The organism is Erythrobacter sanguineus, from assembly GCF_900143235.1.
GTDB classification, from domain to species: Bacteria; Pseudomonadota; Alphaproteobacteria; order Sphingomonadales; family Sphingomonadaceae; genus Erythrobacter; species Erythrobacter sanguineus.
In genome coordinates, this window is record NZ_FRDF01000001.1 from 164,798 (window position 1) to 186,827 (window position 22,030).

Consider the following 22,030-nt stretch of genomic DNA (forward strand, 5'->3'; position numbering starts at 1 on the left):
GGCTTTCAATCCTGCTCGCGCCAGTTCTCCTGCGCCAGGTCCTCGGGTTCGGCAGGCGGGCCGGGGACGGCGTAGGAATCGGAAAACCAGCGGGCAAGGTCGCGGTCGCGGCACCGCTGCGAGCAGAAGGGATGGTGATCGCTGTGGCGCGGCTTGCGGCAGATCGGGCAGGGTTTGGGAACAGATCGGGTCATGCCTGCAATAGCTGGGCATGTGCGGCCTCGATGGCAAGGGCCGGATCGACGGCAACCTCCAGCGCGCGCCCCGTCCGGCGCGACAGCTCGGCCAGCCACGGCTGCTTGATCTTCGCCTTGAGCGCCGGATGGACCGTCAGCAGCAAGGTCCTGCCTGTGCCGCCAGCGGCTGCCAACTCGGCACGCCTCAACGCCATGCGCGTTGCCGCCCCCAGCCGGGCGGTCGCGAAGCGATGCAGCAGCGAGGGGCCCAGCGCCCGCGCAACCAGCTGGACAAAGCCGAAACCGTTCATCGCGGTGCGTTCATGCGGCCAGCCGGCCAGCGCTGCCTCCAATGCCTCGTCCACCGCACGGCGATCCGCCTTGGCGGCCAGCGTGGGAAAGTCGATCCCGATATTCCCGCCAAGGTCGAACCACCGCAGCGCCCGCGCGATTCCAGGGACGGCGGCCAGTGCGACGTCGCGCGGGGAGCCGACCCCGTCAATATCGATCACGGTCATTGCAGGGGTGACGCTGAGGAGAATTTCGCCGCCCGGAAAATCGAGACTGGCCGAAGATGCTGCATGCCACACTTCATCCCACGATCCTGCGGGAAAACGCTGGACCACGCGGCCTTCGGGCAGCGGTGGGGCCGCGACGGGGGCATCCGTGCTGGCGACGCGTGCCTGCGCCCGCTTCAGCCGCCCGCGCTCGGCCAGCGCGGCTCGGGTGATCACCACCGCGATCGTCTGCCCCTCGGTCACGCCAGGTGGCAGATGATCGACCAGCGCCTCGGTGCCATCATCTAGCAATGCCACGCCGCGCCGCGTCCCGGCGAGTTTGGAGATAAGTCTGGCGCGCCGATGTTCGCCTGCGCGCAGTTCGCCCGGCCAATAGATCCGTGCCGCCAGCACCTGTTCGCCGCCCATCAGCAGCGCGCGGGTTTCGGCAATCCCCTGCTCGATCAGCCACTCGGGCGGCGCTTGCCTAGCCAATTGCGAAACCCGCCGCCTTCAGCAGCACCCGCGTTTCATAAAGCGGCAGACCCATCACCCCCGAATGGGTGCCCCTGATCCATTCGACGAGGCCTTCGGCTGCCCCCTGAATGGCATAGCCGCCCGCCTTGCCGCGCCATTCGTCGCCCGCCAGATAATCGGTGATTTCCGCGTCGGAGAGCCGCTTGAAACGCACCACCGTTTCGCTCAACCGTTCGCGCAAGGAACCGTCGGGCGAACGCAGCACCACGCTGGACAGGACCTGATGGCGCCGTCCGCTGATCAGTTCGAGGCACGCCCGCGCCTCGGCTGCGGTTTCGGTCTTGGGCAGGATCCGCCGCCCGACTGCCACCACCGTATCGCCCGCCAGCACATATCCGGGCGCATCGACGGCGCGCGCCTTTTCGCGCCCCATGCGCAGGGCATAGGCGCGGGGCAATTCATCCCCCAGCGGCGTTTCGTCGATATCGGCGGGGGTCACGGCATCGGGCGCAAGGCCCAGCCGCGCGAGCAATTCGCGCCGCCGGGGCGAGGCTGAGGCCAGCGTGATGTGCGCCTTGTCCCTTGGGCAGCCCATCAGCAGCGCGAACGCTTACTGCGGCCCGGGACCACCGCGGCCCGGCATGAAGCGATAGGTGATGCGTGCCTTGGTGAGGTCATACGGGGTCAGCTCGCACAGCACTTCATCGCCGACCAGCACGCGGATGCGGTTCTTGCGCATCTTGCCTGCCGTATGGCCGAGCACTTCATGGCCGTTTTCAAGCTCCACCCGGAACATCGCATTGGGCAGCAACTCAACCACGCGCCCGCGCATTTCGAGGAGTTCTTCCTTGGCCATGTATTTCCTTTGTCTCTGGTGCGGCGCAAATGACGCCTGTCGAAAAGCCTGCGCGCTTTAGCGATGCAGGAACCAAAAGGGAAGGCTCAAGCGTTATGAGCCGTGCGGGCCTGAATTGGCCGGGCACTCTGCGTCCTGCTTGCGGCCCTTTGCCGTATGCCGGGCGGCGGACGAGGACCGTTAACAGACGGCCTCGCTGACGATCTTTACCTAAAGGGACAAAATGAACCTCTCCCCACTTTCCTGCGCCGTACTGCGCGCCGGCACATGTATCGTCAGCCTCGCCGCAGCCATGCCGGTTTTCGCCAGCGAAACCACGGCCAGCCAGCCACAACAGGGCGCGGTGGCGCAGGCCGATCGGGATGATGATCCCGAAACGGCCAGCGGCACGGCGGTCTCGTCGGGCGAAATCGTCGTCACCGCAGGTCGGCTGCGCGGCCAGCTGGTGGTGGAACAGGCCCCGCTGCTCGAGCTCGACGAGGCGGCGATTGCAGCAGAGGGCGTGACCTCGATTACCGACCTTATCGCCCAGATCAGCGCTCAGACCGGTTCGGCACGCGGGCGCGGCGGCGGACGGCCGGTGATCCTCGTGAACGGCATCCGCATCGGCTCGTTCCGCGAGTTTGCTTCCTATCCACCCGAAGCGCTGGCGCGGGTCGAGGTGTTCCCCGAAGAGGTGGCCCAGCGGTTCGGCTTTCCGCCCGATCGCCGCGTGATCAACCTGATCCTCAAGGACAATTATTCCAACCGCGAGGTCGAATTCGAGTTCGAGGCCCCCTCGCGCGGCGGATTTTTCCGTACCGAACAGGATTTCGGCTATCTCAAGATTGCCGATGGCGGCAGGTTCAACCTCGATTTCGAACTGACCGATACCTCGCTGCTGACCGAGGATGAACGTGATATTCCGCAGACCCCCGGTTCGATCTCGCAGGTCGCCGGCGATCCCGATCAGGCCGCATTCCGCAGCCTGCGTGCCGATACCTTCAGCTTTGAAGGGAATCTTTCGTGGGCCAAGGCGCTGATTGAAAGCGGCACTTCGCTCAGCGCGAATCTGAATTACACCCGCAATGAAAGCCGCAGCCTCGACGGGCTCAATACCGTGGTGCTGACCGATGATCCCGCAGTGCCGGGCATCGTGCGAACCTTTGGTGCCGAGACTCCGCTGGCGCGGCGTTCGTCGACCGATTCGCTGTCGGCGGCGGGCTCGCTCACCCGTCCGGTCAATTCCTTCCGCCTCACCACCACCTTTGATGCCACGCTTGACGAGACCGAGACCGAGATCGACCGCCGCTTTGATACGCAGGCGCTGGTCGATGCCGCGCTTGCCGGTACGCTTGCGCCCGACGGCCCGCTGCCCGCCACTGCCGCGGCTGGCTTTGACGTGGCGCGCAGCCGGGCCATCAACGGCCAGTCGCTGACCACGCTCGAAGGCCCGCTGGGCGAACTGCCCGCCGGTGAAGTGCTGGCGACCTTCGATGTCGGGATCGACTGGCAGCGGATCGAGAGCAACGACACCCGCAGCCTGACCGAAGCCACGCTGACCCGCCGCCAGATTTCGACCGGTGCGAACCTTGTGGTGCCGCTTACCAGCAGCCGCGCCGGGTTTGCCGATGCACTTGGCAGCTTCACCCTCAACCTTCAGGCCGGGGTGCAGGATCTTTCCGATTTCGGCGTGCTGGGTGATTGGAATGCGGGGCTGACCTGGGCGCCGTTCGGCAATCTCGACCTGTCGGCGACCTATATCTGGCGCGAAGTTGCGCCGGGTCTTGGGGCGCTCGGCAATCCGATTATCGTCAATCTGAATGTGCCAGTGTTCGATTTCAGCCGCGGTGAGGTGGTGCTGGCCGATGTCACCACAGGGGGCAATCCCGCGCTTCCGGCAGAAACCCAGCGCGACTGGAAATTCGCCGCCAATTGGCGGCTGCCGTTCTGGGACAACACCCGGCTGACAGTGGAATATATCCGCAACCGTTCGGATAATGTCGTCAGCGCCTTTCCGCAGATCACCCCCGAAGTCGAAGCCGCGTTCCCGGGACGGGTCACGCGCGATGCAGATGGCCGCCTGATCGCGCTTGATCGGCGTTCGGTCAGCTTTGCCGAAACCCGCGCCGACCGGCTGCAGTTCACCCTGTCGACCAATGGCAATATCGGCGGGGGCGCAAGCGGCGGCTTTGGGGGCGGCGGACGGCCCGGTGCATCGGGCGGTGGTCGCCCGGCTGGGGCTGGCGGCGATGCTGCTCCGGCGGCGGGCGGCGCGGGCGGTGCGCCTGCGGCAGGTGGTGCGCCGACAGCGGCCCAGCGCGAACAGTTCATGGCCTTGCGCGAACGGCTGTGCGCCGATGACGGGCTCGACTTCATGCAGCGGCTGGTGGCTGCCATCGATAGCGGCGCGGATCTTTCGGCAGAATTTCCCGGTGTCGACCCTGCACGGCTTGCGCCGATGCTGGCACGGTTGCGCGGTGCGGACGGGACAATCGACCCCGAGCGGCTGGCGCAGTTCCGCACCCGCATATGCAGCGTCGATCCGGCGATATTCGGCGGCGCTCCGGCGCAGGCGGCTGCGCCAAGTGCCATGTCCGCCTTCCGGGAACGCGCCTGCGGCCCTGATGGCAATGCCGCCATCGCCGAGCTGATTGCGAAGATCGAGCGCGGCGAGGATGTCTCGGCCGAATTGCCCGGCGTCGATCCGGCCTTCATCAAGATGGCGATCGATCGTTCGCGCGATGCCGATGGCAATATCCCGCCCGAGGCTCTGGCGCAGTTCAAGGAACGGTTCTGCGCCGCGGCACCGCAGCAGGCCCAAGCGGGCGGACAGCCCGGCGGGCAGGCAGGCGGCGCACCTGCTGGAGGAGGGGCTCCGGCCTTCAACCCGCTGGCCGGGCGCAATTTCCAGGGCTGGCGCTATTTCGCCAATCTCAACCACACGATCGAGCTCGACAACCAGATCCTGATCGCCCCGGGGCTTGCCCCGCTTGACCAGCTCGATGGGCAGGCAACGGGGGCCTTCGGCCTGCCGCGCCATTCCAGCCGCCTCGAAGCGGGGCTGTTCGGCAAGGGCGTGGGCTTCCGCCTGTCGGGCATCTACACCGGCGAGACGCGGCTTGACGGTTCCGGCCTGCCGGGCAGCACCGATCTGTTCTTCGACGATATCCTCACCTTCAACCTGCGGATCTTCGCCAATCTCGCCGAATTGACCGGCAAGAGCGATGGTTTCCTCAAGGATACGCGGGTGAGCCTGCGCGCCGACAATCTGTTCGATGCGCAGCGCCGGGTGCGGGATTCGAACGGCGACACCCCGGTCAATTACCAGCCCTTCGTGATTGATCCGCTGGGGCTGTATCTGGGGATTGATCTGAGAAAATTGTTCTAGCGCCCTGCCGCGGCCAAGGCCTCGGCAATCACCTAAAAGACGCCGCGGCCAAGGCCTCGGCGCAGGCAAAGCCGCTCGCCCAGGCCCACTGGAAATTATAACCGCCGAGCCAGCCGGTGACATCCACCGCCTCGCCGATGGCATAAAGGCCGGGGACTTTGGCGGCCTCCATCGTGCGGCTGGAAAGCTCTGCCGTGGCGATGCCGCCGGCGGTGACTTCGGCCTTGGCAAGGCCTTCGGTGCCGTTGGGGGCAAAGCGCCAGTCGGCCAGTTGCACCTGTGCGGCGCGCAGTTCCTTGTCCGAGGCATTGCCAATCTCGCGTTCCAGACCCAGCCGGTCGGCCAGTGCATCGGCAACGCGATCTGGCAGGCGTTCACGCAGGAGCGTGCGCAGGTGTGTGCGTGGTCGGTCGCGCTTGGTGGCGATCAGCCAGTCGCTTGCGGCATCGGGCAGGAAGGTGATGCCTACCTCCTCGCCATGCCGCCAGTAGCTTGAGATTTGCAGGATCGCCGGACCGGACAGCCCCTTGTGCGTGAACAGCGCGGCCTCGGCGAATTCGGTCTTGCGTTTGCCTGCTCCAGCGCGCGCCAGCACCGGCGCGGCGACGCCGGACAATTCGCGGAACAGCGCGTCCTCGTCTCCCAGTGTCAGCGGGACGAGCGCCGGACGCGGCTCGACCACCTTCAGCCCGAACTGGCGCGCCAACCGATAGGCAAAATCGCTCGCCCCCATTTTGGGAATCGAAGGGCCGCCGGTGGCGATCACCAGCGCGGGTGCGCGCCAGATGCGGCCATCGGCGGCGGTGACGGTGAAGCTGCCGTCATCGCCGCGCTCGACTTGCGAAATCTCCACATCGCAGGTCAGGCTCACACGGTCCGCCGGGCATTCGTCCCGCAACATCGCCACGATCTGTTTCGCCGAACCGTCGCAGAATAACTGCCCCAGCGTCTTTTCGTGCCAAGCGATGCCGTGCTTATCGACCAGCGCGATGAAATCGGCAGGCGAGTACCGGGCCAGCGCGCTCTTGGCGAAATGCGGGTTGGCCGAGAGGTAATTGCCCGGCCCCGCGCCGAGGTTGGTGAAATTGCAGCGCCCGCCGCCCGAAATCAGGATTTTCTTGCCCGGCGCATCGGTCTTCTCCAGCAGCGCGACGCGCAAGCCCCGCTGCCCCGCCTGTCCGGCAGCGAACAGCCCGGCCGCGCCTGCGCCAAGGATGATGACATCGGTTTCGGTCATGAGCGCCTGCCCCTAGCGGCTTCTAAGCGATCTGTGCAGCCTGAACCGGCCGCCGCCGCGCAACGAAATAGAGCAGCGTGCCAACCACCAGCAGAAAGCCGAACACCTCCCAAGCCTCGGGCTTGGCGTGGCTGGCAACCCACACAGTCGATGCCGCGGCCAGCAGCGAGGCGGGCAGGTGCCACCACGGCGGGGGCACGGCGTCGCGGCGTTGCAGCACCGGCAGCGCCAGCGCGGCGAGCAGGTACATCAACAGCCGGGACAGCGTGCTGGCCACCGCCAAGGTGGCAAAACCGGCCCACAGGCTGAACAGGACAGCAATCCCGCCAAAGAACAGGATCGAGACATCGGGCGTCTGAAACCGCCGGGAGACATGGGCGAAGATCGCCGGGAGCAGGCCTTGTTCCGCCATGCCGAACGTCATGCGCGGGGTCACAATGCCGCCGCCCAGCGTGTTAGCGCAGATCGAAACCGCAGCTGCAATCGCGATCACCATCGCGCCTGCGGGGCCTGCCAGCGTCTCTGCCGCTGCCGACAGGGCGCTTGCATTCCCCCCCACCACTGGCGCGATCGCCAGATAGGCCCAGATCACCAGCATGTAAAACACCGCCACCGCGCCCAGCGCGGTCATCAGCGCCAGCGGCAGGGTGCGCTGCGGATTGCGCATTTCGCCGGCAGCGAAGGTCGCGTTCTCGAACGCCATATAGGCATAGAAGGTCAGCAGCACGACGCCTTCGAACTCGCTGAAGCGCGGCAGCGCAAAACCGACCGCCGGATCGCGGGTGGCGAGACCGAAAATGATGAGGGCGATCAGCGGGACGAGCTTCATCACCGTCATCACGCCCAGCGCCCCGACCGATGTCCGCATCCCCACCAGATTGATGATGGTGGTGAGGATGATGAAACCGATCACCGCGCTGGCCTTGATCACAGGGTCTTCCAGCGCGGGCACCAGCACCGCGAGATAGGCGATGGCGACCTGCGTGTTCGCCGCCACCGCCACCACGCCCGAGGCATAGCGCGACCAGCCCGCCTGAAACCCCAGAAACGGACCGAACGCGGCAGTCGCATAGAGCACCGGCCCGCCGTGACTGTCGAACCGCGCGGCAAGGGCGGAGAAGACGAACACCAGCGGCAGCACCAGCAGCGCGCCGAACAGCATCATCCACGGCGCAAAACTGCCCACCGCTGCAACCATGATCGCAGGCAGTGCGAATATCCCTGCGCCGATCATGCCGTTGACCGGGAACAGCGCAGCGCCCCAGAAGCCCACGGTGCGCGGCAGGATGTCCGGCTGTGTCATCTTGCTTGTCCCCCGCTGCAATGGGCCATCGTGGACTGTGCAAGGACGCAGCACAAGCTTTGCCAAACCCCGCCGCCTTTCCTATCTGGTCGAGCATGGCCCGAACCCCTGCAGGCACCCCCAACGATCCGCCCCATGGCCCCGGGGGTGCGGAGCGTTTCAACGAGGAGCGCGCCGCCTATACCGTCGCCAGCGCCCAGCCCGATCTGGAAGGCGGGGTGCAGGCGATCCGCGACATGGTGAAGGTGCTGAAGCCTGTCCCCGGCGTCTACCGGATGTGTGATGCGCGCGGCGAGGTGCTGTATGTCGGCAAGGCGCGCAGCCTCAAGGCGCGGGTCGCCAATTACACTCAGATCGCCGGGCTTTCGGGCCGCTTGCAGCGTATGGTCAGCCAAACCCGCTCGATGGAGATCATCACCACCAATTCCGAGGCCGAGGCGCTGCTGCTGGAAGCGCAGCTGATCAAACGCTTCCGCCCGCCCTTCAACGTGCTGTTGCGCGATGACAAGAGCTTCCCCTTCATCCTCCTGCGCGCCGATCATGCCTTCCCGCGCATCCAGAAACATCGCGGGGCGCGGCGGGCGAAGGGCAACTACTACGGGCCGTTCGCCAGTGCAGGCAGCGTCAACACGACGCTGAACGCGCTGCAAAAGCTGTTCCTGCTGCGATCCTGCACCGACAGCTTCTTTAACAACCGCGACCGGCCTTGTCTGCTCTACCAGATCAAGCGTTGTTCGGCCCCCTGCGTCGGGCGCATTGATGAGCCTGATTATGATGCGCTGGTGGGCCAGGCGAAGGACTTTCTCGCGGGCAAGTCGGGCGCTGTGCAGGCTGATCTGGAGCGCCAGATGGCGCAAGCCGCCGCGAATCTCGATTTCGAAACCGCGGCGATCTTGCGTGATCGGCTGCGCGCCGCGACTTTCATCCAAGGGTCGCAGGCCATCAACGCGGCGGGGCTGGGCGATGCCGATGTCTTCGCGCTGGCGGCCAAGGGCGGGGTGATGGGCGTGCAGGCCTTCTTCATTCGCGGCGGGCAGAACTGGGGCCACCGCGCCTTCTTCCCGCGCCACACCAATGATGTGGACGAAGCGCAGGTGCTCGCCAGCGTGATGCTGCAGTTCTACGAGGAGGTGCCGCCGCCGCCGACGATCCTCGTCGATCGCGATCTGCCAGAGCGCGAGCTGATCGAGGCCGCTTTGTCCGAGGTTGCCGGTCGCAAGGTGCGGATCACCATCCCCGAACGCGGCGACCGGCGCAAGCTGATGGCGCAGGCGCAGCGCAATGCCATCGAGGCGCTCGAACGGCGACTGGCCGAGACCGGCACCAAGGCCAAGATGGGCCGCGAGCTCGCCGAGTTTCTGGAGCTCGACGCCCCGCCGCAGCGGATCGAGGTCTACGACAACAGCCACATCCAGGGCGCCAAGGCGGTGGGCGCGATGATCGTCTCTGGCCCGGAGGGGTTCGAGAAGGGGCAGTATCGCAAGTTCAACATCCGCGAGGCGCAGTCCAATGATGACTTCGCGATGATGCGCGAGGTGATGGCGCGCCGGTTCCGCGGTTTTGCCGAGGGCGAGCCGGGGCCCGACGCCAAGCCCGGCGGGCACGAGGGCGTCTTGCCCGATCTCATCCTGATCGACGGTGGCAAGGGCCAGCTCTCCAGCGTGACGAGCGTGCTCGAACAGCTTGGCCTTGCCGATGAGGTCGCAGTCATCGGCATCGCCAAGGGCCCCCACCACGGGCGCGAGGGGCGCGAGGTGTTCCACTTCCCCGACGGGCGCGAGAAGCTGCTCCCGCAAGGGTCGCCGCTCTTGTTCCACCTCCAGAACCTGCGCGACGAGGTGCACCGCTATGTCATCGGCGCGCACCGGGCCAAGCGGTCCAGAGCGATCACCGCCTCGCCGCTTGACGAGATCCCCGGCATCGGCCCGGCGAGGAAGCGCGCGCTGCTGCTCCACTTCGGCACCGCCAGCAAGGTCCGCGCCGCCGCGCTGGAAGACCTGCAACGCGCTCCGGGGGTCAGTGCCGCCGTGGCCCGCAAGGTGTACGACTTCTACCACGCGGGTGGGTGAGAGCGGAGGGACGGTCAGCCCGCCCCTCCGCACATCACCTTACTGCCCGTCAAGCGCCTTGCTCACCAGCACATTGACCGAGACGCGGCGGTTCTGCGCGCGGCCGCTGGCGGTGGTGTTGTCGGCTGCCGGATCGGCGGTCGCCATGCCGGTCGGCGTCAGCATCCGGTAAGGCTTCCACTTGCACACCTGCTGCAGGTGATTGACCACCGCTGCCGCACGCTTTTCGGAAAGCGCCTGATTGAGTTCGGGCGACCCGGTCGAATCGGTGTAGCCCAGCACCAGCATCAGCGAATTCTCGTTGGCATTGGCCTGCTGCGCCGCGGCGCACAGTTCAGACTTCGCGCCGGGTGCAATCACCGCCTTGCCAGTGTCGAAATAGACATTGGTGGTGCTTTTCAGGTTGTACTTGTCGATATCGCCCAGCCGCCCGCGCAGCGCCTCGGTCGCGGCGGTGTTCTTCTGGATCGAAGCGCCCTGCTCGGCGAATTGCTGGGCCGTGCCGCCGCGGATCATCGCCGCGATCTGGCGATCATCGCTGGCAAAGCGCACTTCGCTCGCCACCAGCCCATCGCCGTACTGGCGCGTGCGCACCCGCACCGGCAGGCCGTTGATCAGGGCGCTCTGGTCGAAGGTCTTGTTGCCGATCCCCAAAAAGCCCCCGCGGGTGCGGATTTCGGTGTCGGGATGCAGCGTCAGGATCGTGCTGGTGCCGTCTTCCGATGTCACCTGCAGCCGCTGGCCCTGCCGGGCGGAGATGATGCCATCGATCCGCGGACCTTCGGCCATGTCGGTCATGGTCGGCAGGTTGCCATAGACCGTGGTCAGAACCTCTCCTTCACGGGTGTTCTGGGCGGCAAGGCCGGTCGCTGCCGGCAACGCAAGCGCGGCAAGCAGCGCAAGGGTAAGTGGGGCGCGGATGGGGGTGTTCACCATGTTGATACTCCTGTCGTTCGGGCCGGCGATCCCGGGGGTGGCCCTTGCTTGGCATTGTGCAACCAGACCGGTGTTCATGCCAACCTTGCTCGCAGATGAACATGGCCTGCCAGGTTACCACAGGAGCGGGCAACCGGGGCAGGGGATACGACGAGCCGAGTCGCAGCCGCCGCGTGTTGGAGACACATGAGACACTGTCCAGGGACAGAAAAACCGCCGATCATCGCCATCGCCTTCAGGCCCGGCGATAGCGCCGCGGCGATTCGCGCGAAGATCAGGGCAGGCGATGGCATCACGGGCATGGAGCCAGACCTACCGCCGCGCGCCGCAGTAGGAAAGCGGCCCCGCGTTTGATTCCGGGAATGATCGCTCGCACGGCAGGATGGCGCTGTCCCGCCATGCCCGCCGCGCCGTTCAGCGGCTGGCGACAGCCTGCAATCCTTGCGCATGGAAGGCTGCATCGCTGCGCAATTGATCATGTTCGACCCACACCGAATGCGTGCCCGAACAGATCTTGTGCGGCAGGGCGAGGCGGCAGATCGGGCCTTTGGTCACGTCACTGGCATCAAGGATCGCGCATTGCGACGTGCCGGTGTTCTCGTCGATCAGGAAGGTGACGAGGTAGCCGGAGTCTTCCGAGGGTCCTTGTCGCCCTGTCGCTTCGCTACTTGAGGGAGTCTTTTGTTGCCCTATCGCTTCGCTACTTGAGGGCTTGCGCGGGATCATCGGGCTTTCGCTGGCGTAGACGCCTTCGGGCAGGCGGTAGACCTGTTCCTCGCCGGTTTCGGTATCGTGGCGGACATAGCCGTTGAACAGGAACCAGCCGGGCCGGGTGGTGGTCGACCAGACATAGCGGCTTTTGGTCATCGCATAACGCGGGTTGATCATCCCGAATTCGACGATGCAGTCCGACAGGCGCTCCTCACGGGTCTCGCCCGTCTTCAGGTTGAAGCGCCAGCGGTGCAGGCGCGACTGGAAGCTGTGTTCATCGACATAGGCCATCATGTGGCTGTACCGGCCCATTTCCTCCAGCGGATCGGGCATGGGCTTGGCCTGATGGTATCCTTCGAGCACCACCTCGTCGCCGTCCTCATACGCATTGGTCCAGTGCAGCACATAGGTGGGCGAAGCCTCGAACCAGCGGATATCTTCGGGCTGGCCATGGCGCGGAATCAGCGCAAAACGGGTCGGCACGCCCTGATGCAGCCGCGCGGCGTGGATGTTGCTGTCCAGCAGATCCTTGTCCCAGTACAATGGCATGTCGTTGAGGATCGACCAGTTTTTGGTGATCGCCATGTCATGCGGCAGGCGCGGGCCGGGCAGCGGGACGGGGACGTAATGCACCAGCCGCCCGGTGCGATCGACCACGCCATAATGCATGAACGGGGCGTATTTGGAGTAGTTGAAGAACATCATCTCTCCGGTCGCCTCGTCCACCTTGGGGTGGGCGGAGATACCATCCAGCGGCACCCACGGCGCCTTGCCCCGGCTGGCAAGCGTCACCGGGTCGAGCATCCACGCCTCGCCGCACTGGTACAGCGTGGCATAGGCCGTGCCGGCATGGACGATGATGTCGGTGCTGCCGGTGTCCTTCAGCCCGCCATGCGCGCCAAAGCCGGGGCGTTTGCTCGTCCCTGCCGGGTCCATCAGCCCGCCCCACAGCGACTGACCCGCAATCTGTTCCGCCTCGAAGCAATGCGTGCGCACAAAGCGGTTGCGATAGCTCGCCTTGCCGCCGGAGATGTTGACCTGATGGATCATCGCATCGCCATCAAAAGGATGGTGCCGGCCCAGCGGCTGATGCACCTGATTTTCGGTGTTGCGCAGGTAGATGCCGTCGATATCGACCGGGATCGCCCCTTCGATCACCTCCAGCTCGGCAACGTCGACCTCCTCGTGCAGCGGTGTCCACGCACCTGTAAGATAGGGGTGGTTGGACGGTTCCAGCGTGGTTTTCACCGGCGGATGGCGCGTGATCTGCATGGGTTCCTCTCTCTCGGGAACAGGATGAACCGGGCACGCGCAGTCTGCAAGCTGTGCGTTGCAAATTTGATCCCGATCAAGGCGGCGTGCATCATGAAGGCGCATTTCAGGGTCATTATCGGGAGAACAGCCATGAAATCGATTCTGCTTCATATTGATCACGACCGCGCGATGGACGCCCGTTTGCAGGTCGCGCTCGACATTGCGCGGGCCACCAATGGCCACATCACCTGCGTTCAGGCGGTCAGTTATGAGGTCTTTGCGCCCGGCGATTTCTACGGTTCGGCAATCGCGGCGGCGATGCCGGTGATCAAGGAAAACGCGGAAAAGCTGCGCGCCGATATCGAGGCTGAAATCAGCAATGAAGGGGTGAGCTGGAATTGGCGGTTCCTGTATGGCATCGCCCAGCACCGGCTGCTGGAACATTCCGCGCTGGCCGATGTCGTGATCGTCGGCCCGTCGGACCCGGGCGAGGACGGGCGCGGGCCTTCGGCGCTGGTCGGTGATCTCGTGCTCAAGGCGCCGGTGCCGGTGCTGGTGGTGCCGGAGGATACCAAAAGCTTCGATGCCAATGCGCCGGTCATGGTGGCATGGAACGGGTCTTCGGAAGCCTGCGTTGCCCTGCGTGCGGCGGTGCCGCTGCTGGCGGCGGCGAGCAAGGTCTATCTGGTCAGCGTGGCCGAACCATCGGACAGGCAGCGCTTTGATTTTCCCGTGCTGGAGGGGGCGCAATATCTCAGCCGCCACGGGATCGAATGCGAGGTGGTGGAAATCCCGCGCGGGGAGGCGAAGATTTCCGACACGCTGTTTTCCGCCGCCCAGCTGCGCGATTGCGGGCTGATGGTGATGGGCGCCTATGGCCATTCGCGGCTGGCGGAAATGCTGCTGGGCGGGGTCACGCGGCGGATGTTGCGCGATCCGCAGATGCCGATCCTGCTGGCGCATTGACGATTTTCGCAGCCCCTCCGGGCTGCGATTTCCTCGCTCATGCGACCTGAAGGTCGGGTGACTGACCGTCGGCGGTTCAGCTTCGCTTCCGCTGCGGGCGGACGGTCGCCCCTGCGGCAGCGGCGGCGCCGTTGGCTCACCCTAGCGGGAAACCCTTTTCCTCATCATCCCTTCCTGCGCGACGCTGGCCACCAGTTCGCCTGCCTGATTGAAGATCCGCCCGCGATTGAACCCGCGCCCCCCGCCCGACCACGGCGCGTCGGTGGCGTAAAGCAGCCATTCGTCCGCGCGCGGTGGTTTGTCCTTGGGCGAGTGGAACCAGATCGCATGGTCAAGGCTTGCGCCGACCAGTTCGTCGCGCATCCAGCTAAGGCCGTGCGGCAGGGCGCTGGTGCCGAGCAGCGTGTAATCGCTGGCATAGGTGATGATCGCGCGGTGCAGTTCGGGGGTGTCGTCCGCCCCGGTGATCGGTGCAACCACCCGGAACCATGTATGCGCGCGCGGTTCACGCGGCTCGCGGCTCATCCAATGCAGACGATCAATCGTGCGCATCTCGATCGGGCGCGGGCGCAGCATCAGCCGGCGCTGGTCCTCGCTCAGCCGGTCGCTCCACTGGTCGGCGATTTCGCGGCGGACTTCGATGTCCGGGCGCAGGTCTTCGGGCCGGGCGAGTTCGGGCATCGGCGAATCGACGTGCTCCAGCCCTTCTTCCGGGGTCTGGAAGCTGGCGGTGAGGTTGAGGATCGGCACCGGCATGCCATGTTCGTCTTCCTGACTGGCGACCACCCGGCGGTTGGCAAAGCTGCGCCCGTCGAAATCGCGTTCGATGCGGTATTCGATTCCCGCCCCCTCGCGCCCGCCGCGCAGGAAATAGGCGTGGAGCGAATGCGCGCGCTTGCCGTCGGTGACGCTGGCCTGTGCCGCCTGAAGCGCCTGCGCCAGCACCTGCCCGCCGAACACCCGCCCGATCCCGTCAGCCTGCGGTGGCCCGGCATAGATGTCCGCGGCGCGTTTTTCGACCGTCAGCAGGCCGATCAGGCCAGCGACCAGTTGTTCGTTGGTGGGTGTCTCGCTCATGGCGCAAGGCCATGCTGCGGGCTTACGCGCCCGTCAAGCCGCGCTTTCGCAGCGCCCGGAAACCGATGCGGGGACAGGACGCTGCGCAAAGATAAACCCCGCCGGAATTGCTCCCGGCGGGGTTGGTGTTTTTCACGCGAAGTGAAGCGTCAAGCCGCGCCGTGCGCCAGTGTGGCCAGCAGCAGCAGAGCGACGATGTTGGTGATCTTGATCATCGGGTTCACCGCCGGGCCAGCCGTGTCCTTGTAGGGATCGCCGACGGTATCGCCTGTCACCGCGGCCTTGTGGGCTTCGGAGCCTTTGCCGCCGTGATTGCCGTCTTCGATGTACTTCTTGGCATTGTCCCACGCGCCGCCGCCAGCGGTCATGGACAGCGCCACGAACAGCCCGCCCACGATCACGCCCAGCAGCAATGCACCCAGCGCTGCAAAGCCATTGTCCTGCCCGGCAATCGCGGTGATCACGAAGTACACCACGATCGGGGTCAGCACCGGCAGCAGCGAGGGGATGATCATCTCCTTGATCGCCGCCTTGGTCACAAGGTCCACGGTGCGGGCATAATCGGGCTTGGACGTGCCCGCCATGATCCCCGGATTTTCGCGGAACTGATCGCGCACGTCGATCACCACATCGCCCGCCGCGCGGCCCACAGCGGTCATGCCCATCGCCCCGAACAGATAGGGCAGCAGCGCGCCGAGGAACAAGCCGACGATGACATAGGGGTTTTCGAGGCTGAAGGAGACTTCGCCATTGGCAAGGTCGCCGTCGCGGAACGCCGGGAAGAACACCGTGAGATCGGTGGTGTAGGCCGCAAACAGCACCAGCGCGCCGAGGCCCGCCGAACCGATTGCATAGCCCTTTGTCACCGCCTTGGTGGTGTTGCCGACCGCATCGAGCAGATCGGTCTTCTCGCGCACGCTATCGTCCAGCCCCGCCATTTCGGCGATGCCGCCTGCGTTGTCGGTGACCGGGCCATAGGCATCCAGCGCAACGACCATTCCGGCAAGCGCCAGCATCGCGGTGGCGGCATAGGCAATGCCCATGAGGCCGGCGAGCTGATAGGCGATGACGATACCAGCGGCGATCACCAGCGTCGGCAGCGCGGTCGATTCAAGGCTGATGGCAAGGCCCTGGATCACGTTGGTGCCATGGCCTGTTTCCGAAGCCTTGGCGATGGATCGCACCGGACGGAACTTGGTCCCGGTGTAATATTCGGTGATCCAGATGATCAGCCCGGTGATGACAAGGCCAAGCAGGGCGCAGTAGAACAGCGACCGGCCGGTGAATTCGACCATGCCCTGATCCGGGTTGATCACCGTGTTCATATCCATGCCCACGCTGCCCAGCGCGAACTGGGTCACGATCCAGATCAGCGGGATCGAGGTGACGGCGGTGACGATGAAGCCCTTGTACATGGCCCCCATCACATTGGTTCCGCCGCCAAGCCGCACGAAATAGGTGCCAAGGATCGATGTGACGATACACGCCCCGCCGATCAGCAACGGCAGCGCCATCAGCGGCAGCAGCAGATCGCCCAGTTGGGTCAGCAGCAGCGCGGTCAGCACCATGGTGGCGCCGACGGTGACGACATAGGTTTCGAACAGGTCAGCCGCCATGCCCGCGCAATCGCCCACGTTGTCGCCGACGTTATCGGCGATCACCGCAGGGTTGCGCGGGTCATCTTCAGGAATGCCGGCTTCGACCTTGCCAACAAGATCGGCGCCGACATCGGCCGCCTTGGTGAAGATCCCGCCGCCCAGACGCGCGAAGATCGAGATCAGCGAAGCGCCGAAGGCAAGGCCGACAAGGCCATCAATCACCACGCGATCGGAAGGGCTCATGCCCATCGGGCCAACCAGCACGTAAAAGAACACCGCAATGGCGAGCAGCGCAAGGCCGGCCACCAGCATCCCGGTGATCGCCCCGGCGCGGAAGGCGAGCGTCAGGCCCGCCTGCAGGCTGGTGCTGGCAGCTTCTGCGGTGCGGACATTGGCGCGCACCGAGATATTCATGCCGATATAGCCCGCCACGCCCGAAAGCACCGCCCCGGCGATAAAGCCGATGGCAGGAACACTGCCGAGCGCAAAGGCGACCACGGCGGCAACCACCACGCCGACGATGGCGATGGTGGTATACTGGCGGTTGAGGTAGGCCTGCGCGCCTTCCTGGATCGCGGCGGCGATCTCCTGCATCCGCGCATTGCCGGGGCTGGCCCCCAGCACCTGACTGCTGGTGATGACGCCATAGACAATGGCGAGCAGCCCCAGCCCGATAGAAATGAGCAATAGGTTCACGAGTTATCCCCTCTCGTCTTGTTATTCTTCCCCGCGGGAAGCCTCGCGCGCCTTTGAAATCCCCAGGGCGCAAGGGCGCACAGTCATAGGGGCTCGGAAAGGGCTGGCAAGCCTTTGGCGTGCGTGAATGCCCGCTTTGCCGGGGGTTTCACCAGTTTTGCCAGGGAAAAGCGGGCGCGCAGGTCAACCGTGGCGATAGCCGAGGTTCGCCGGATCGGCGAGCGGGGCCTCGTCCAGCAGCAGCGGGGCCGATCCGCGCGGGCGCACCGTGCCGATGCGAAATGCAGGAACCGGAAGCGCCGCCCCTTCGGGCGCGGTGAACAGCAATTCGTAATCGTCGCCCCAGCGCATGCATTCCTGCATCCGCGGGCGCGAGGCGACCGGCACGACAGCGCTGTCAATCGCAAGGGTCACCCCGCTTACCCACGCCATGCGCCAGCAATCCAGCAGTAGCCCGTCGGAAATGTCCATCATCGCGCTGACATGGGGGGCAAGCGCAATGCCTTCGGCCAAGCGCGGAACCGGGCGGTTGAAGGCTTGCAGATGATCTTCGTCACCCTCGAAGCCCAGCATCGCGCGGCCGACGGGGCCGGTGACATGGATACCATCGCCCGGCTGTGCGCCCTTGCGCGAAGGCACGGGCAGATGCGCCGCGCGGCCGATCGCGGTCATGCCATAGGTGCTGGTGCCGGTGGTCGCGACCGTGTCTCCGCCCATGATCGGCACGCCATAGGTGCGCAAGCCCTCGTCCAGACCTGCCAGAAAGCGGGCATCATCGCTCCCCAGCGAATGGCCAAGCAGCACGCCAATCGGCCCAGCCCCCTTGGCGGCCAGATCGGAAAGGTTGGCGGCAAGCAGTTTCCACGCCACGTCGGCCATATCGGCGTGGCTCAGGAAATGGGTGTCCTCGGCCATCATGTCGTGGGTGATGACCAGCGTTTCGCCGCCGATGGTCAGGACCGCGCAATCATCCTCAAGCCCGCGCGCGCCCGGGTGGAGCGGCAATTTGCGCAGGGCAGCGATGAATTCGGACTCGTTCATGATGCAGAGCCGGGGTTTAGCCTGCGCGCGCGCCCTTGGCCACGGCATCAAGAACGCCGTTCACGAATTTCGCCTGCCCGTCATCGAAGAACGCCTTGGCGACCTCGACATATTCGTTGATTGCCACGGCGGCGGGCACATCGGGGCGGGCGATCAATTCATAGGTGCCGGCGCGCAGCACCTGCAACATCGCCTTGTCGAGCCGCGCAATGCTCCACCCGGCGGCCAGCCTTGCGCCCAGCAGCGCATCGATTTCCTCGCGCCGCGCATCAACGCCGCGCACCACGTCATCGAAAAACGGCACCTCGGCCTCGGCATAGGCGGCATCGCCGAAATCATCATTGTCGATGTCGCGGCCCAGCCGGTGCTGGTGGAATTCATCGAGCAGCTTGGCCAGCGCGGTGCTTTCCATGTGCTGCTGGTAAAGCGCCTGCACGGCGGCAAGGCGCGCGGCCGAGCGGGCCTGCGAAGGCTGGCCGGAAGGGGTGGGCGTGTTCATTTGATCCTGAGTTCCACGGATTTGGCATGCGCGGGCAGCCCTTCGGCATGGGCGAGGGTGGCGGCGGCGGGGCCGATGGCGTTGAAGGATGTCTGGTCGAGCCCCAGAAAACTGGTGCGCTTCATGAAGTCGAGCACCGAAAGCCCGCTCGAAAACCGCGCCCTGCGGCCTGTCGGCAGCACGTGGTTCGGCCCGGCGACATAATCGCCCACGGCCTCGGGCGTCATCCGGCCAAGGAAGATGCTGCCCGCATGGCGGATCTTGTGCATCAGGCTTTCCGGATTATCGACCGCAAGTTCCACATGCTCGGCAGCCAGACGATTGGCGAGCGCCGGGGCTTCGGCATCGAGGTCATTGACGACGATCATCACCCCATGCGCATCCCAGCTTGCACGTGCCGTGCGGCCGGTGGAAAGCTGGCTGATCTGGATGTCGATACAATCTTCGACCTGTCGCGCGAACACGGCATCATCGGTGATCAGGATCGATTGCGAGGTCGGGTCATGTTCGGCCTGGGACAACAGATCGGCGGCGATCCAGTCAGGATCATTGCTGCCATCGGCGATGACGAGGATTTCGGAAGGCCCGGCGACCATGTCGATCCCGACCACGCCGTAAAGCTGGCGCTTGGCCTCGGCCACCCAGGCATTGCCGGGGCCGGTGATGACATCGACCGGGCGAATGCGTTGGGTGCCATAGGCCAGCGCGCCCACCGCCTGCGCCCCGCCGACGCGCCAGATCTCGTCCACGCCTGCGATATGCGCGGCGGCCAGCACCAGCGGATTGGATACCCCCTTGGGTGTCGGCGTGACGATGGCAATCCGTTCCACCCCGGCGACCCGCGCCGGGATGGCGTTCATCAGAAGCGATGAAGGATAGGCCGCGCGCCCGCCCGGAACATACAGGCCCGCCGCATCCACGGCACGCCAGATCGCGCCCAGCCGCACGCCTGCCGCGTCGACATAATCGCGGTTCTCGGGCAGCTGCGCCTCGTGATAGGAACGGATCCGCGCCGCCGCGAGGTCGAGCGCGTCGCGCAGATCGCCGGGCAGGTCCTTGTAGGCCTGCTCGCACGCCTCAGGCGGGATCGACCAGTCGGCGTCTTCTGCCAGCGTGTAACCGTCGAAGCGGTGGGTAAACTCCGCCAGCGCCGCATCGCCGCGCAGCTTCACCGTCTGAAGAATGTCGGTCACCTGCCCGGCAACATCATTGTCGGTTTCGCGGCGGGCTTCCACGATCCGTTCGAACTTCTGGGCGAAGTCGGGCTGGAGGGTGGAAAGGATGTTGATCATGCCGCTCGCGCCCCGTCGCTTTCGGCATCGCGGCGGAAGGCATCGACCAGCGCCGCGACGCGGGCGTCGGTCTTCAATGCCGTGCGGTTGACGATCAGTCGCGCCGATATTTCGAGGATGGTGCTGGTTTCGACCAACCCGTTTTCCTTCAGCGTCTTGCCGGTCGACACCAGATCGACGATCTGCCGCGCCAGCCCGAGCGAGGGGGCCAGCTCCATCGCGCCGTTCAGCTTGACGCATTCGGCCTGCACGCCTGCAGCCTCGAAATGGCGGCGGGTGAGGCTGGGATATTTGGTCGCCACGCGCAGATGGCTTGCGCCAGCAGCTTCGTCCGTGTCGGCGGCGAGGCGCGCGACCGACAGGCGGCACAGCCCGATGCCGAGATCAACCGGAGCATAAAGATCGGCGTAGTCGAATTCCTCGATCACGTCGGAGCCGACGATGCCCACCTGCGCCGCGCCGTGGGCAACGAAGGTCGCGACATCGAAGGCGCGCACGCGGATGAGGCGCATGTCATCGCGGTTGGTGCCGAACGCCAATGCGCGGTTTTTGGGATCGTGAAACGCCGCCTCCGGCTCGACCCCGGCGCGCGCCATCACCGGCAGCGCCTCATCAAGAATGCGCCCCTTGGGGACAGCGAAGGTCAGCTGTCCGGGCCGGAAAAGGCTGTTGTCGTGGATAGCATTGGTGGTCATGATCGAGCGCGCACTTAAGGGCGGTGCAGGAAAAGGGCAATGGGAATGGGCATGACGGGTGATCGTCCGGCGTATGAATTGGTCGACATGAATAAGACCGGCGCGGGCGCGGTGGCGACGGCCTTTGCCAATCAGGTCGCCTATTGTGCCCATGCAGGCGCGCACATCACAGCGCGGGTGGTGGCGGGGATTGCGGCGGTGCTGGGGTCCGGGGCGCAAGGCAAGCTGCTGGCGCGCGTCCGCGACTGGCCGGGCGCGCCGCTGGCCGATGCGCTGCCCTTGCGCGTGGCGGGTGGGCTGCACGCGCTGCACCTGTCGGGCACCGCGCCCGCGCTCGCGCCGATCTATCACGATGAGTCCGCTCAGGATGAAGCGATCATCGCCGAGGTCATGGCGGTGCATGAGGCGGCATTGCTACCTTGGCTCGATGGCCCACCGCAGACCAACGAGGCGGGTCGCTCGGCCAATTTCATTGCCGCAATGCTGTGGCTGGCGGATCAAGGTGTGCCCGCGCGGTTCGACTGCCTTGAAATCGGATCGAGCGCTGGGATCAATCTGATGCTGGATCGCTATGCCTATGATCTGGGCGGGGTGAGGGTGGGGCCAGCCGACGCGGTGATGCATTTCGCGCCTGCATGGCAGGGCACGCCGCCGCCCGGGCACGACATTGCCATCCTTTCGACCAAAGGTTGCGATATCGCCCCGGTCGACCTGACCGATCCCGCGCAGGCGCTCCGATTGAAGGCCTATATCTGGCCCGAACACACAGTGCGCTTCGAACGGATGGACGCCGCAATCCGCGCCGCAAGCGAGCGCAAGCCCGATCTGGTGCAGGCGAGCGCTGCCGATTTCGTCGAGGCCGAACTGGCACGGTCGCAAGCACCCGGCACCACCCGCATCCTTATGCATTCGATTGTCTGGCAATATGTCCCCGCCGACCAGCAAGCCCGCGTCACCGCCGCGATGGAAGCGGCAGGCGCGAAGGCGTCACCCGATGCGCCGCTGGCATGGGTGATGGTCGAGGCTGATCGCACCATCCATCGGCACAAGCTGACCGTGCGATACTGGCCGGGGAGCGGCGAGGAGGTGCAACTCGCCTGGTCGCACCCGCATGGGGCGGATGTGGAGTGGCTCTAGTTTTTTCGCGCCAAGCCGCCAAGGGCCGCCAAAATGAAGCACTTGCGGCAAAGCCGCGCATCTCGGTGATCCCTGCGCCACAAAGACCAAGGCCTGCGGCACAGGATCGCCCTCTTGGCGGCGCTTGGCGGCTTGGCGCGAAC

Annotated in this window: 18 protein-coding genes; 4 read left to right on the forward strand and 14 right to left on the reverse strand. The window is 65.6% G+C overall.

Features of this window, described 5'->3' with window-relative positions; genetic code table 11:
* Positions 1-5 precede the first annotated feature (5 nt).
* The 4 genes from BUA05_RS00760 to infA are packed head-to-tail and all read right to left on the reverse strand — an operon-like array spanning position 6 to position 2,006.
* On the reverse strand, positions 6-194 hold the full coding sequence (locus tag BUA05_RS00760; RefSeq protein WP_072672754.1) for a DNA gyrase inhibitor YacG: 189 nt from the start codon (positions 192-194) through the stop codon (positions 6-8).
* On the reverse strand, positions 191-1,102 hold the full coding sequence (locus BUA05_RS00765) for a ribonuclease E/G (RefSeq protein WP_072672862.1): 912 nt from the start codon (positions 1,100-1,102) through the stop codon (positions 191-193). Before BUA05_RS00765 ends, BUA05_RS00760 begins: the two co-directional genes overlap by 4 nt.
* Positions 1,103-1,160: 58 nt before the next feature.
* Positions 1,161-1,745, reverse strand: a complete 585-nt coding sequence (locus BUA05_RS00770; protein WP_072672755.1) for a Maf family protein — start codon at positions 1,743-1,745, stop codon at positions 1,161-1,163.
* A gap of 15 nt (positions 1,746-1,760) precedes the next feature.
* Positions 1,761-2,006: a translation initiation factor IF-1 gene (infA, locus tag BUA05_RS00775; RefSeq protein ID WP_007163491.1), complete on the reverse strand. Its 246-nt coding sequence runs from the start codon at positions 2,004-2,006 to the stop codon at positions 1,761-1,763.
* Between the two features lie 223 nt (positions 2,007-2,229).
* Between infA and BUA05_RS14650 the strand changes: the two genes are divergently transcribed.
* Entirely contained in the window at positions 2,230-5,376 is a 3,147-nt protein-coding gene (locus tag BUA05_RS14650; protein WP_158093673.1) for a TonB-dependent receptor, read from the forward strand.
* Positions 5,377-5,404: 28 nt separating this feature from the next.
* Here the strand turns inward: BUA05_RS14650 and BUA05_RS00785 are convergent, their stop codons facing one another.
* Together BUA05_RS00785 and BUA05_RS00790 are read right to left on the reverse strand one after the other, a co-directional pair.
* Positions 5,405-6,613, reverse strand: coding sequence for a BaiN/RdsA family NAD(P)/FAD-dependent oxidoreductase (locus BUA05_RS00785; protein WP_072672757.1), 1,209 nt, complete (start codon positions 6,611-6,613; stop codon positions 5,405-5,407).
* A 22-nt stretch (positions 6,614-6,635) separates the two neighbouring features.
* Entirely contained in the window at positions 6,636-7,916 is a 1,281-nt protein-coding gene (locus BUA05_RS00790; RefSeq protein WP_072672758.1) for an APC family permease, read from the reverse strand.
* A gap of 95 nt (positions 7,917-8,011) precedes the next feature.
* Between BUA05_RS00790 and uvrC the strand changes: the two genes are divergently transcribed.
* A complete protein-coding gene (gene uvrC, locus BUA05_RS00795; RefSeq protein WP_072672759.1) occupies positions 8,012-9,985 on the forward strand; it encodes an excinuclease ABC subunit UvrC in 1,974 nt (657 codons plus the stop codon).
* A 39-nt stretch (positions 9,986-10,024) separates the two neighbouring features.
* Here the strand turns inward: uvrC and BUA05_RS00800 are convergent, their stop codons facing one another.
* Together BUA05_RS00800 and BUA05_RS00805 are read right to left on the reverse strand one after the other, a co-directional pair.
* The gene (locus tag BUA05_RS00800; protein ID WP_178139123.1) at positions 10,025-10,921 is read right to left on the reverse strand and encodes an OmpA family protein; all 897 of its coding nucleotides are present in this window, start codon (positions 10,919-10,921) and stop codon (positions 10,025-10,027) included.
* A gap of 414 nt (positions 10,922-11,335) precedes the next feature.
* A complete protein-coding gene (locus BUA05_RS00805) occupies positions 11,336-12,904 on the reverse strand; it encodes a carotenoid oxygenase family protein (protein WP_072672760.1) in 1,569 nt (522 codons plus the stop codon).
* A 132-nt stretch (positions 12,905-13,036) separates the two neighbouring features.
* Here BUA05_RS00805 and BUA05_RS00810 point away from each other — a divergent pair, with 132 nt between their 5' ends.
* Positions 13,037-13,852 (forward strand): universal stress protein, encoded by an 816-nt coding sequence (locus BUA05_RS00810; RefSeq protein WP_072672864.1) that lies wholly within the window; start codon positions 13,037-13,039, stop codon positions 13,850-13,852.
* A gap of 141 nt (positions 13,853-13,993) precedes the next feature.
* Here BUA05_RS00810 and BUA05_RS00815 read toward each other — a convergent pair whose 3' ends face one another.
* From BUA05_RS00815 to hisG, 6 genes are all read right to left on the reverse strand, one after another.
* On the reverse strand, positions 13,994-14,929 hold the full coding sequence (locus BUA05_RS00815) for an acyl-CoA thioesterase (RefSeq protein ID WP_072672761.1): 936 nt from the start codon (positions 14,927-14,929) through the stop codon (positions 13,994-13,996).
* A gap of 149 nt (positions 14,930-15,078) precedes the next feature.
* Entirely contained in the window at positions 15,079-17,223 is a 2,145-nt protein-coding gene (locus BUA05_RS00820; RefSeq protein WP_072672762.1) for a sodium-translocating pyrophosphatase, read from the reverse strand.
* Between the two features lie 183 nt (positions 17,224-17,406).
* Positions 17,407-18,264 (reverse strand): thiamine-phosphate kinase, encoded by an 858-nt coding sequence (thiL, locus tag BUA05_RS00825; RefSeq protein ID WP_072672763.1) that lies wholly within the window; start codon positions 18,262-18,264, stop codon positions 17,407-17,409.
* Positions 18,265-18,280: 16 nt separating this feature from the next.
* Positions 18,281-18,763, reverse strand: a complete 483-nt coding sequence (gene nusB, locus BUA05_RS00830; protein ID WP_072672764.1) for a transcription antitermination factor NusB — start codon at positions 18,761-18,763, stop codon at positions 18,281-18,283.
* The gene (gene hisD / locus BUA05_RS00835) at positions 18,760-20,055 is read right to left on the reverse strand and encodes a histidinol dehydrogenase (protein ID WP_072672765.1); all 1,296 of its coding nucleotides are present in this window, start codon (positions 20,053-20,055) and stop codon (positions 18,760-18,762) included. Before hisD ends, nusB begins: the two co-directional genes overlap by 4 nt.
* Positions 20,052-20,750: an ATP phosphoribosyltransferase gene (gene hisG, locus BUA05_RS00840; RefSeq protein ID WP_072672766.1), complete on the reverse strand. Its 699-nt coding sequence runs from the start codon at positions 20,748-20,750 to the stop codon at positions 20,052-20,054. The genes hisD and hisG overlap by 4 nt, the downstream gene beginning before the upstream one ends.
* 87 nt (positions 20,751-20,837) lie before the next feature.
* On the opposite strand from hisG, the gene BUA05_RS00845 reads away from it, so the two are divergent.
* The gene (locus BUA05_RS00845) at positions 20,838-21,887 is read left to right on the forward strand and encodes a DUF2332 domain-containing protein (RefSeq protein WP_245790031.1); all 1,050 of its coding nucleotides are present in this window, start codon (positions 20,838-20,840) and stop codon (positions 21,885-21,887) included.
* Positions 21,888-22,030 lie beyond the last annotated feature (143 nt).